The organism is Shewanella sp. GutCb (assembly GCF_002836135.1).
In the GTDB taxonomy this organism is placed as follows: domain Bacteria; phylum Pseudomonadota; class Gammaproteobacteria; order Enterobacterales; family Shewanellaceae; genus Shewanella.
Window position 1 is genome coordinate 127075 of record NZ_PJBL01000025.1, and the last position, 13251, is coordinate 140325.

The 13251-nt window shown below is 44.4% G+C and carries 9 protein-coding genes; 6 read left to right on the forward strand and 3 right to left on the reverse strand.

Annotation, left to right across the window (positions count from 1 at the left end):
* The first annotated feature begins 323 nt into the window (after positions 1 to 323).
* Positions 324 to 902, forward strand: coding sequence for a thymidine kinase (locus CXF86_RS14920; RefSeq protein WP_102039367.1), 579 nt, complete (start codon positions 324 to 326; stop codon positions 900 to 902).
* A 193-nt stretch (positions 903 to 1095) separates the two neighbouring features.
* Here CXF86_RS14920 and CXF86_RS14925 read toward each other — a convergent pair whose 3' ends face one another.
* Positions 1096 to 3243, reverse strand: coding sequence for a M3 family metallopeptidase (locus CXF86_RS14925; protein WP_101092801.1), 2148 nt, complete (start codon positions 3241 to 3243; stop codon positions 1096 to 1098).
* Positions 3244 to 4398: 1155 nt separating this feature from the next.
* Positions 4399 to 4605 (reverse strand): cold-shock protein, encoded by a 207-nt coding sequence (locus CXF86_RS14930; protein ID WP_101092803.1) that lies wholly within the window; start codon positions 4603 to 4605, stop codon positions 4399 to 4401.
* Between the two features lie 943 nt (positions 4606 to 5548).
* On the opposite strand from CXF86_RS14930, the gene CXF86_RS14935 reads away from it, so the two are divergent.
* The 5 genes from CXF86_RS14935 to CXF86_RS14955 all read left to right on the forward strand — a co-directional run bounded on the left by CXF86_RS14935 (position 5549) and on the right by CXF86_RS14955 (position 12563).
* Positions 5549 to 6487 carry a DmsE family decaheme c-type cytochrome gene (locus CXF86_RS14935; protein ID WP_101092805.1) on the forward strand — a complete coding sequence of 313 codons (939 nt, stop codon included), beginning with the start codon at positions 5549 to 5551 and terminating at the stop codon, positions 6485 to 6487.
* Between the two features lie 17 nt (positions 6488 to 6504).
* A complete protein-coding gene (locus CXF86_RS14940) occupies positions 6505 to 8514 on the forward strand; it encodes an MtrB/PioB family decaheme-associated outer membrane protein (protein ID WP_102039368.1) in 2010 nt (669 codons plus the stop codon).
* Between the two features lie 40 nt (positions 8515 to 8554).
* Positions 8555 to 11083, forward strand: coding sequence for a DMSO/selenate family reductase complex A subunit (locus CXF86_RS14945; RefSeq protein WP_102039369.1), 2529 nt, complete (start codon positions 8555 to 8557; stop codon positions 11081 to 11083).
* Between the two features lie 14 nt (positions 11084 to 11097).
* Positions 11098 to 11775: a DMSO/selenate family reductase complex B subunit gene (locus CXF86_RS14950; RefSeq protein WP_101092811.1), complete on the forward strand. Its 678-nt coding sequence runs from the start codon at positions 11098 to 11100 to the stop codon at positions 11773 to 11775.
* 104 nt (positions 11776 to 11879) lie between these two features.
* Positions 11880 to 12563: a TorD/DmsD family molecular chaperone gene (locus CXF86_RS14955; protein ID WP_102039370.1), complete on the forward strand. Its 684-nt coding sequence runs from the start codon at positions 11880 to 11882 to the stop codon at positions 12561 to 12563.
* A gap of 84 nt (positions 12564 to 12647) precedes the next feature.
* Here CXF86_RS14955 and CXF86_RS14960 read toward each other — a convergent pair whose 3' ends face one another.
* On the reverse strand, positions 12648 to 13124 hold the full coding sequence (locus tag CXF86_RS14960) for a hypothetical protein (RefSeq protein WP_102039371.1): 477 nt from the start codon (positions 13122 to 13124) through the stop codon (positions 12648 to 12650).
* Positions 13125 to 13251: the final 127 nt, after the last annotated feature.

The window sequence follows — 13251 nt, forward strand, 5'->3', positions numbered from 1 at the left end:
TGCTTAAGAATGGGGGAATTGATTTTGTGTTTGGTGTCTTTCATGACGATAGATATGGATTTGAAAGGGTCATTTTGTATGGCAAACGCAGACTGGGGGGATGTGGTTAATCTTGCCCCAAATTATGTTGAGATAAGCGGGCTTTAAAATTGGTGTTAACTCGCTAGCTTGCCGCTATTGTCTAGACGGTTACGCTGCGTAGAGTGATAAAACCAGTGATAAACATAACGGATGATCAGCCTCACTATATCGTGGGTTGTGGATGATTTCTGTTAGCGAACAATGCTAGACTAACAACGAATTCATCCTTAAGGACTCTTGGTTTGGCGCAACTCTATTTTTATTATTCGGCAATGAATGCCGGTAAGTCGACTTCACTATTACAGTCTTCATATAATTACCGTGAACGCGGTATGAATACTTTAGTCATGACAGCGTCAATCGATAATCGATATGGTGTAGGTAAAGTGTCCTCGCGTATTGGCATTGAGACCGAAGCGCAAGTATTTGGCAGTGGTGATGATTTAACCAGTATGATCAGCACGGCTCACGATGAGCAAACGCTGCACTGTATTTTAATCGATGAATCTCAGTTCTTAAGTAAAGAGCAGGTCAAGCAGCTTACTTATGTGGTTGATATTCTGGATATCCCAGTGCTGTGTTATGGCCTTAAAACCGATTTCCAAGGTGAGTTATTTACGGGTAGCCAATACTTACTTGCATGGGCTGATAAGTTAGTCGAGCTGAAAACGATTTGTCACTGCGGTCGTAAAGCCAATATGGTGGTGCGTCTAGATGATGATGGCAAGCCAATGCGAGAGGGTGAACAGGTTGCTATTGGTGGTAATGAAAGCTACGAGTCGGTTTGCCGTAAACACTTCAGAGAGTTTATCTGGGATTAACCTCTTGTTGTTCTAACATCAATTGAGACCCTTTAGAAGCCAGTCGCTAACCGCCACTGGCTTTTTTGTTGTGTCTGTTTAAACATTTGTTAGCCATAAAAAAGCGGCAAGCTTTAAGGTTGCCGCTTATTGTTAGACTCACAAGGATTGAATCGCTATTCAATGTTCGCCGACGTCAGGATAACCAGCAAGGTTAGTCTACTAATCCACGATGCTTGAGTAGAGCATCTACGCTAGGTTTTCTGCCGGTAAATTTGATGTAGTCTTGCATCAAATCTTCACTGTTACCTTTAGAAAGTACATTATCGCGGAATTTGTTACCGTTCTCCAATGACAAACCGCCGTTATGGCTCATGTAATCGAATGCATCAGCGGCAAAGACTTCGGTCCATAGATAGGCGTAGTAACCCGCAGAATATCCACCAGCAAAAGCGTGGCTAAAGTACGCTGATTTATAACGCGAAGGCACCGGTGAAAAGTCGATACCGTGTTTAGCTAGCGCTTGATGTTCAAACTTTTCTACATCATCAATTTTAGTATCCACTGAAATTGAGTGCCATTCCATATCCAAAATAGCAGCAGCGAGGTATTCAGTGGTATCAAAACCCTTTCCAAACTTACTTGCCGCTAATACCTTAGACAACAGCGCGTCTGGAATAGGTTCACCGGTTTGATAATTCTTGGCATAGTTGGCGATAACCTGTGGATTGATAGCCCAGTCTTCATTGGCTTGGGATGGAAACTCAACAAAGTCGCGTGGGGTGGCTGTACCAGCCAAACTAGGGTATTTCACATCAGAGAATAAACCGTGAACGGCATGACCAAACTCATGGAACATGGTGGTCACTTCATCGAAGGTCATCAGGGTTGGGCCCGATGCGGGCTTTGGAATGTTGAGCGCGTTATAGACAACGGGTTTAGTGCCTAATAAACCGCTTTGCGTTACAAATTCATCCATCCATGCGCCGCCACTCTTTCCTTCTCGAGCATAGGGATCGAGATAGAAGATACCGATGGATGAATTATCTTTATTGAAAATCTCGTAAGCTGACACATCTTCATTCCACACGGGTAGATCTGTACGCGGTTTAACCGTAATGCCGTACAGCTTCTTCATCGCAAAGAACAAGCCATCGTTTAGTACACGGTTAAACTCGAAATAGGGAGTGACTAGACTCTGGTCTAGATCATACTTTTCTTTACGTACTTTTTCGGCAAAATAAGCCCAATCCCAGGGAGCAAGCTCAAATTCTGCACCGGTTTTAGCTATTTCGGCCTGAATATCGGCAGCTTCCTGCTTCGCTTTTGCAACTGCTTTAGGGGCTAAATCATCTAAGATGTTATACACGGCGGCAGGAGTCTTAGCCATTTGATCGGCAACGGTATAGGCCGCCCATGAGTCATAGCCTAACAGCGCCGCTTTCTCGGCATGCAGGTGCGATTGTTTAATAATATTGGGACCGTTGGTATCCATTGCACGATTTGAAGAGGTCTCCCATATACGCTGGCGCAATGCACGGTTATTGAGGCTAGAAAGAATAGGCTGGCGAGTGGTGTTGACTAGGGTGATTAAATACCCTTCTTTGCCTGCGTCTTTAGCTGCTTGTGCTAAGGTCGCGATTTCTGCGTTAGACAAACCATCGAGCTCGGCTTTATCGGTGACGATAACCACTTCATTTTTAAATGCGTTCATCACGTTTTTTGAAAACGCGGTAGTCAGGCTGGCCAGCTGGCCATTGAGGTCGCGCATTGTGGTTTTATCTGCATCTGATAACTTGGCACCAGCACGATCAAAATTCTGGTAGTAGAATTCCACTAAACGCTTATCCGTAGCGGATAATGTATTACGTGACTGATACACAGCTTCAACACGAGCAAACAGTTCGGGGTTTAGATAGATATTGTCCCAATGTGCCGATAACTTCGGGGCCAACTCTGCTTCTAAAGCTTGTACTTTATCGGAAGAGTTAACACTGGCAAGATTAAAGAACGTTTTAGAAACTCGAGTTAGTAAGCTGCCTGCTTTTTCCATCGCCACTATGGTGTTGTCAAATCCTGGCGCTTGCTTATTGTTCATTATTTTAGCAATGTCGGCATCATGGTCAGCGATCCCTTGGGTAAAGGCGGGAGCATAATCAGCGAAGGAGATTTGATCGAACTCTGGTGCTTGATACTGCAAACGACTCTGACGCATTAATACATTGCTCACTTCTACCTGTGTGTTACTGACTTCTGTTGCGTTCATAGCTGGTGGAGTAATATCTTTGCTTCCAGAGACTTCTGAACAACCTGTGATCGTTAAACTGGCCAAAATAGCCGTAGTGAGGATAGACTTACGCATGGAGATTCCCTTTGTGATAACGCACTGCATTTTATTGACTAATTGTTATGAGTAGCGAATACCACCATACCAAGTGGATCTAACTAACATCAAACTCAAATTTTAAGTTTCAATTAATATTGTGCTGTAATAATAGGAATAACTGTATTATTTTTTCATGCTAAGCAGTTTGAGACCGTTAGTTTAACAGGGCTTTAATTGTTAACGTTTTGCGTCACTTCGCTACCCTTGATATCGCATTGGATACAAGATGTTGATACACATCATATTAGCGACTCTCATTGAATTATCACTTTGGCAACATGTCGCCATAAATTATCTGATATACAAATAGTGGACTTTTGTTGTGACTCGTCATTCTTATTGCGGCGATAGCGACATTAAATTTTGTTCATTTTAAGAAGGGGTTAGGGGCTGTTGATCTTTCACGGTTGTTTTTGCCGCCGTTTATTGGCTATTTCGACAAGGTGGAGGCTATGTCGTTTAGTCATTCTCCACAAATAGCCTACAACACCGTAAAAATAGCCAAGAAGCGCGGCCCTTAGGGTTCGTTTCAATACTTTTAGTCTTTTATGACTAGAATGCATTACGAGCTTTTCACTTCGGTTGCTAAATCATCGCTCAAGCCTTGACCTAAAATCATTATTCTTTACGGGAAAGAGTCGAACAAAAACTAAGCTCGAAAGATCGACTGCCGCTAGCTATTGATGTTGGTTGTTTAGATTTCTTATTCTCATCGTTAGTTTTAAACAGCCTCACGCTGGGTAAAAGTTGGGTCTGGAGGCGTCTTTGCTCGTCAGTTTTGGTGTTGTTATGCCCCAGATTGGCGCATTACTGACGACTAAATTTGGACTGACTAGGCTGCTGGGCTTAAATTAGGGAAGGGTCATTGTGCTTGTGACTTTGGGAGCCGGAGATACAACAAGTGCCAAGTAATACCAAGCAGGTTGAAACAGTTAAATCAGTGGGATTGTATTTACTGAGGATGATTAGTTTGCAGTTGGCTGTAGACTTAAAGAAGGAAGGTAAAGTTAGGGCAATTCATTACTAAGAGTAAATGAACTGCCCTCTACAACATACTCCAGCAGCTGGGCTGCAGGGTGTTGTGGCGGCTGGAGGTTAGATACTCCCAGCTACCCGATCAAGTGTCATCGATTAAACGGCAACAACTTTATTAGCACATGGACCTTTCTGTCCTTCGCCAACTTCGAACTCAACCGCTTGGCCATCATTCAATGTAGCGTATTGACCGCCAGCTTGAATTTCTGAATGATGAACAAACAAATCTTTGCTTCCGTCTTCTGGAGTAATAAAACCGAAACCTTTATCGGCGTTAAACCACTTGACTATACCTTTACTCATAATATTCTCTTTATCTTCGGTGAAAAATATAATTCTGATGTGCTATCACCATTACAAAATCAGAACGTTAAACTAGTTTAGCTTATAACACTTTTATACGCGCCTTGCGCGGCTATTAAGCTCGACCGCTCAAAGCGTGTACTAATAATCAATTAATTAAGGATTATCTCACACACCTTCTAGAAAGGCGAGTATACAGGCTTTGCTTGCCTCATATTAGCTGAAAATTGAGAATATATGCTTTTAGTCACCAGAATTTGTGTTTTTTTTATTGTTAACTCAATAACGAGTGGTGAACTTAGCCATGTTACTGAGAGGATATTGGCAAAATATAAGCATCCTGTATCAAAATATCACTAAGGGTTAACTAAACGTTATCGCACAATCGATATGGTTATCTTTCCATGGAGTGAGAAAAAGTATGGCAAACAGCTGGATGCTGTATTGAACGATGAAGTGGCTTCTATGGTTAACGCTGATCAATGTTGATGAGTCCCTGCTTATAGTCGGTGAGCATCTGTTGTGAACCGTTCAAATATTAGCACTTTAAGCTATAACTTAAGGGGTATTACTGTCTTTGCGCTGAATAGTTAGAAATATATTAGTGATCTAGCGCTAATAAATACGCCCCGCAAATTCAACTTATTTACATTCCATTGTTATATTAATAACTGCTAAAGATAACAACCATTCTCAGTTAAATCATATCATTTTGAAATTTATAACTATTTTGTTTTAACCGCTTTTGAACGAGTATTTCAACTGCATCTTTATATTGTGACCTTGCAAACAATTTACCCAAAAGTATGGCGTAAGCCTCAACTCGGATACCAGCTTGTATGCGGTTGAATCAACAGATGTTCAAGCTCTAGAATACCCCTATCGATATACAACAGGTCTGAAATTAATGTCCTTCATCAATACCATAAAGTCAGTGAATTTTATGGCCAAGTTAGTGGCTACGAGTTTACTCACATTAATCATTATTATTTTACCAGCTCAAGCAACTCCTTGGAGTTCTCTTGATTCTGACCAATTAGAACAAAAATTAACCGAAAAGTTTGCTGAGGGTAAGTACTCTTCTAAAGGCGCAGATTCTTGCCTGATGTGCCATAAGAAGAACGCTAAGGTCATGGCGATTTTTGACGGCGTTCATGGCGACATGAATAGCAGTAAGTCTCCAATGGCTGGCATGCAATGCGAAGCTTGTCATGGTCCTTTAGGCAAACATAATCGTGGCGGTAAAGAGCCAATGATTGGTTTTGGTGCTGACAGCAAGTTATCAGCAGAAACGCAGAACAGTGTGTGTCAAGGATGTCATAACGATCCTAAGCAGATGGCGTGGCATAACAGTACTCACAACCTTGAAGAAGTCGCTTGTGCTGATTGCCATAGCGTTCACGCTGCTAAAGACCCAGCGCTTGACCGACTCATGGTTAACGATACGTGTACCTCATGTCATACCCGCGCTAAGGCAGATATGAACAAGCGCTCATCACACCCAATGAAATGGGACCAGATGACCTGTATTGATTGTCATAGCCCACATGGTTCTATGTCCGAAAGTGCGTTAAACAAGCCAAGCCTTAATGAAACCTGTGCTAGCTGTCACGCTGACAAACGTGGTCCATTCTTGTGGGAGCATGCGCCAGTAATGGAAGATTGCTCTAGCTGTCACACAGCGCACGGCAGTGTTAATGACGCCTTGCTCAAAGCGCGAGTTCCTCAGTTATGCCAGCAATGTCATGCCGATGACGGACATGCAAGTCGTATGACTTCACAAGCGGGTGTTGATGCCTTTAGCGCAGGTAAAAGCTGCCTTAACTGTCACAGCAAGATCCATGGTTCTAACCATCCTGCTGGCAGCAACTTTGCCCGTTAAGACTTGGAGTGAGTATTATGCGTTCAACTAAATTATTTTCTTTAAATTTGATTACTCTTGCCTTGTTGGGAACCGCGACAGGTGCGATGGCTGCAGATTTTGGTGTTCAGCAAGCCAATACTGAGCACTTAAAAACAGCAAACTACCAATGTAAACGTTGTGTTGCTAATGATGGCTATTCAGGCACCGTCGGTGCAAGTGTTGGCGTTATTGATGCTGATGATGAACATGCGATTAATCAGCTCGGTACTGGCTCTGATGGCGCAATAGCGGGCATTAATGCCGATATCGCATACCAGAAAAGTGGTTACCGCGCTAAGGTTCAGGCTCACCAGCTGGGTATGGATAATGGTTTTATCAACGTCGAAGCTGGTAAGAGCGAACAGTATAAGCTTGATGTCGATTTCCAAACGATTACCACTAATCAGTACAGCAATGCGCAAACCAACCTTTGGCAAAACAACGGTATGCTCACCCCGAGTGATCAAACTCGTGTGCTTGATCTTAATTTGCAACGCCAGCGAAGCGGCATTGGTTTTGAGTATGACTTTTCTAAACTAACCGATCTTGGCCTTAACAGTTATGCCCGTTATGACCGTGAAGATAAAACCGGTAACCGTTCTGCAAGTTTGATGGACCCAAGCCCAGTTAACTTTGCTGAACCCGTTGATGAAACGACCGATAATTTTAGTGCGGGTGTTGTGCTTGATGGCGAAAACTGGTTATCAGAACTGAGCTACTCCGGTTCTCGCTACGAAAACAACATTGACAACTTAAGTCTGCCAAATAACTACGACGTATACAGTGCAACGCCAGATAACCAAGCACATCAAGTGTCGTTATCGGGTCAGTACCGTCTTGCGTCAAGTGTCTTTAGTGGCCGCGTGGTGTCGGGTCGTATGATCCAAGATCAAGACCTGGTGCAGATGAGTGGTAATTCGGTTCAAAACTGGGATGGCCAAGTAGACACCTTTACCAGCAATCTGGCGGCGAGTACGCGAGTGAGTAATCGCTTACGTCTTGGGGCTAGTTATGACTATAGCAAGCGTGATAATCGCTCTTCGGTATTTGATTTTGCCCAGTATGAATATAACGCCATGTCGGGTGCATATAAGCAAAACACCCCAATGGACATTGAGCGCGAGACCTTTAAGGCCAACGCTAGTTACCGAATTGCCAGTGGTTACCGTCTGCAAGCTGGTTACAACTATAAGCAAGTCGATCGCAGTTATGGTGAGCGTGAAGAAACTCAAGACAATGAGCTTTGGAGCAAACTCAGCATTCGTGCTATCGACAAGTTAACCCTTAATTTTGGGTTGAGTTATGGCGAGCGTGGTGGCAGTGATTACCAAGCTGACGAACTCACATCAGAGGAAACCGAGTCGCTGATGCGTAAGTATCACTTAGCGGATCGTAATCGCACTGAGCTAAATGCTAGAGCAAGCTACACGCCGCTTGAGTGGTTAAGCTTTGATGTTAGCACTCACTATGCCAACGATGACTATGATGCAACAGAAATTGGCTTAACTCAGGCTAAAGACTATGGCTATGACGCCAACGTTCAAGTGCAGTTAACTGAGCCATTATCACTTTACGCTTTTGCAGGCCAGCAGTGGATTGATTCAGACCAAAGTGGCGATCAAACCGCTATTTGGCACTCTGAAATTCGCGACGAGTTTATTAACTTAGGTCTAGGCGCGACTTATTCAGGCCTTATGGAAGACAGACTGACGTTAGGCATGGATTACCTGTTTGCCAACTCAGAAAGCAACACCGGCGTGAACCCATCAAGTGACGGTGCTTACGGTGCTTACTATTCATATAACCACAGCGTGAACCTTTATGGGCAATATCTGATTTCACCTCAAATGGCACTAAAACTGGCTTATCAGTTTGAGCGCTATTTCGATACAGACAGTGCAATGGTCAGCGCTAATAGCAATTCAAGTTTAATCACCCTTGGTGAACTAAATCACAATTATAACGCCCATCAACTGATGTTGACCTTCAGCTACAAGCTGATTTAAGTCGAGTCAGTCACATTTTAAGTTTGAGGAAAACGAGATTATGGAACGTAGAAGTTTCTTAAAAATGAGTGCTGCGCTGGGCTGTGCAGCAACGGTTACAGGCTGTAATTCCAGCTCTGATGATGCCAATGTTATTCCGCCTAAACCCCCTGTTGGTGATGAGCAAATTACCTGGTCTGCGTGCCTGGTAAACTGTGGTTCAAACTGCCCCGTTAAAGTCTTCAGCCGTGACGGTGTTATTACCCGTGTTGAAACGGATCATGACATTGTCGATGGTGATGATATTTACCAAGTGCGTGCCTGTGCCCGTGGTCGTTCGTTACGCCAACGTACCTATGCCGTTGACCGTCTAAAGTCGCCAATGAAACGTGTTGGTAAGCGTGGCGAAGGCAAGTTTGTGCCAATCACTTGGGACGAAGCCGCAAAGACCATTGGTACTAAGTTATCTTCGGTTATTAATGAGCATGGTAACAAAGCTATTTTCCGTAGCTACGGTTCTGGTGCTTATTATGGTTTTGCATCAAACGCGTGTTTTAACCGTTTATTCAACCTAAACGGCGGTTGCCTGAATGCTTACGGTAACTACTCTTGGGCACAGCAAATGGAAGCGGCGAAGCACACTTTTGGTACTGGCAGTACTGAAGGTTCTTCAACGGTAACATTGGCCGAAAGTGACTTTCTATTGGGCGTGGCATACAACCCAAGTGAAGTTCGTCAGTCTGGTAGCGGTGAAGGTTACGATTACTTAAAAGCACTGCAAAAGTCTAACGGCTTAAAAGTCGTGATGATTGACCCTCGTTACACTGACTCAATGTTAGGTAAAGAGTCTAAGTGGCTGCCTATTCGTCCCGGTACCGATGCTGCATTTGCTGAAGCGATTGCTTACCAAATGATAAGCTCTGGCTGGGTTGATACAAACTCATTGGATTTCATCAATAAGTTTGCCGTGGGTTTTGACGCTGCGTCTATTCAAATGCAAATCGATATCTTTGCAGCCAGCGGTGATGCGACTAAGCAAGAATATGCCAACGTCATGAACCCAGAAGAGAACTACCGTGATTACATCTTAAGTGAAGGCATGTATGCCAATGAACCTAAGAAAACCCCTGAATGGGCTGAAAAAATCACTGGTATTCCGACGGCGCAAATTATACAGATTGCTGATGATCTAATGGCATCTGAAAGACCTTATATCGTTGTCGGCGCGGGTGTTAACCGTCAAGCTAACGGTGAGCAAACCATGCGTGCGCTTTACATGTTGTCAGTGCTAACCGGTAAGCTAGGTACGCTAGGTGCATCAAGCGGTGAGTTGCCATCCATGAGCGGTATGTACCGTGCAGGGATCCCAACGGGTAGCAACCCAGTAAAAGAAAGTATCTCTTTCTTCACTTGGTCTGAAGCGATTCTCAACGGTGAAACCATGACGGCTCGTAGCCATGGTATTCGTGGTACCGAGGGATTAGATACGCCACTTGGTACTAACATCAAAGTGATCATTTCTGCCTCTGATAGCACATTGCTAAACCAGCATGCAGAGATCAACAACACCGCTAAAATCTTAGAAGATGAATCGGGTGTTGAGCTCATCGTTAGCTGTGATTGCTGGATGACCCCAGGCGCTAAGTTTGCCGACATTATCCTCCCAGACACCAGCTGGTTAGAATCAAACGATTTGGTTAACGACTCTTACGCATCTGGCGCACTGGGTTACATCACGGCAATGAAGTCGGCGATTGAACCTATGTGGGATTGTAAGTCTATGTACGAAGCGGCTGCTTTAATCGCTAAATACATGGGTTGTGAAGCTGCGTTCACTGAAGGTAAGACTGAAGAGCAGTGGCTTGAAGAGCTTTACCAAAAAACCAGAGACAGCAGCACCAACGTCGGTGTCGTCCCTGCGTTTCCTGCGACTTACAAAGAAGCACAAGAGATAGGTTTCTTCCGTAAGCACATGAACGACAAGCACGTTGCACTTGAAAGTTACATTAAAGGTGGCAAAGCACTATCAACGCCAAGTGGCAAAATTGAGATCTACTCTGCTGAACTTGCATGGCGTGCAGCGAACTGGGATCAAGAAAACAGTGCGCAAAACCCGACGGGTATAAAGGGTGACACCATCACGGCGATTCCAAAGTACACAGTGACGTGGGACGGCTATGAAGATGAAGAGACCAAAGTCGACTACCCCATTCAGTTAGCGGGTTACCACACTAAAGGCCGTACTCACTCGAGCTACCATAACGTACCTTGGTTGCGTGAAGCGGTAGAAGATGCCGTTTGGGTTAACCCAATGGACGGTGCTAAGCATGGCTTAAGCTCTGGCGACAAGATTGAGATGTACAACGAACGTGGCTCAATCGAAGTCAAGGTGCGTATTACTCCACGTGTAGCGCCGGGTGTATTTGCACTGGGTCAAGGTGCTTGGTTCAACCCAGGTACAACCGTTGGTAGCACAGGGCACATTATTGATGAAGGCGGCGCGATTAACTCGCTAACTCGCTATCAGCCAAGCCCCGTTGCTAAAGGTAATCCACAGCACACCATCCGTGTTGCCATCAAAAAGATTTAAGAGAGTAGTTAATTATGACTGAACCAACTCAATACGGTTTTTATGTAGACAGCACTAAGTGCAGTGGTTGTAAAGCGTGTCACGTGTCTTGTAAAGATCGTCAAAGCAATGAAATTCGTAACAATAGTAATCCAGAAGGCAATACCTTGCCTGCGCTAGACGGCGTAACTTGGCGTCGTGTGTATGAATACGGCGGCGGAGAATGGACTGAAGGTAACAACGGTTGTTTTGAGCAAAATGTATTTGCTTACTATATGTCTATTGGTTGTAACCATTGTTCTGAGCCTGTGTGTGTTAAAGCCTGTCCAACAGGTGCAATGCACAAGCGTCGTGAAGACGGTCTCGTCCACGTGGCACAAGACATCTGTATCGGTTGTGAAAGCTGTGCTCGTGCCTGTCCGTATGATGCGCCGCAAATTGACCGCGAACGCAAAGTCATGACTAAGTGTGATGGTTGTTATGAGCGTATCGCTGATGGTCGTAAGCCTGTGTGTGTTGAGTCTTGCCCACTGCGTGCACTCGACTTCGATACTATGGATAACTTACGTGCCAAATATGGCGAAGGCGATGGTCATATTGCACCACTGCCATCACCATCAATCACTTCTCCCAACCTGATCATCAAGGCTAACGTCAACGGTAGTCCGGCAGGTAGCGGTGAAGGCAGAATTTTAAACACGTCAGAAGTGTAAAATGACCAGCGATTGGCGCCGAACTTTGGCGCTAATCGTTATGATTAAAGTCGAGTGAAATCAAAGCGACGGCCAATATGGGCGTTTAGTTTTAAAGGTGAACCATGTCTTCAAATACAGCGTCTATCAACACGGTTGATTTTATCGAGTACCAAGGCCTAGCGCGCATTTTGCACCACTGCCTTATTCGTTATCCAGAAGCCGAGCTAGTGCAGGGGCTAAAGGATTGTGATGTAGCAGGTAGCTGGCCAGTATTTGCTAACAATAAGCAAAATAGCCAAGGTCGCGAGGCTCTGACTACGTTTTTACAACAGTGGCCAAGTGATGACCATAGCGAACAGTTGATTGAGCTTAAGCTTGATTATGGACGGCTATTTTTTGGTCCTGGTGAGCCTAAAGCCGTACCGCAAGGTTCGGTATATCTCAGTGAAGCGCAGTTACTCAATGATCGTTCGACCACGGCGCTTATGGATTTCTATCGCGCACATGGCGTTGAGGTTGCGGTGGATTACCCACAACCAGTTGATCATATTGGGTTGTTCTTTGCCGTACTGGATCAAACCTTTGGTCGTCTTGAGCTTGAAGCCGATAACCAAGCCTTAATACGCTTTACCCAAGTCTTGCTACAACAGCATTTTCTACCTTGGGCTTATCGTTGTTTTGAGTTGGCTTTGGCGGATGCAAATACTGATTTTTATCGTGGTATTGCACTGCTCGGGAATGACTTCTTACTGCAGATGCAGCAAGATTTTCAACTGCTGCCAAAAGAGACACGCCTTTATCGTTAAATTGATCAAGACAAAAATAAAGCCCGCAGCTGAATAAGTTGCGGGCTTTTTTATGGATTAAAACCGGAGGGGGCAGATCACAACTTAACTGCCCATGTTGCGGTTAGATGCACGTTTATCTGTACGCACTTGCTCTAACTGGCGATGAATGGTTTGCAGTAAGTTGCACAGCTGTTTGCTGTCAGCGGTTAATGTCGCATCAGTATCTTTGTTGATTAACGATTGGCTCCATTGGAATCCTATGGCGAGTACCAAGTGTTCTGACTGATTTAGTTCGCCTTGCTCAAGCTCTTTAATAAACAACAAACGACAAGCAGCGAATAAACAGTTGAGTGTGACCGAATCTGTCAGTGGCGTGTCATCACCACTTTCAAGCGCTGGTAACCATAGCGGCGCTCCCTCAGAAAAGGTCAATGCCGCAATCGTGTTGGTCACAGTAGTGAGTGACGTAGCACCACCAAAAAGTTGTTGTACAACCTCATTATGTTGCAATGTTAACCCTAAGCGATGCGCTAGAATTGATTTACTCCATTGCTGGCCAATAGAACGTATTAGAGTCATTTATTTCCTTTGCTACTTTTACACATCTCTGAGCTTATATCTGCCTGCACTCGCGAGGATTACAGGTTGATGTAAGGGCAACACTGCCCATCATTAAGTGCTATTTAATGGGAGTGCAGTTTAATCA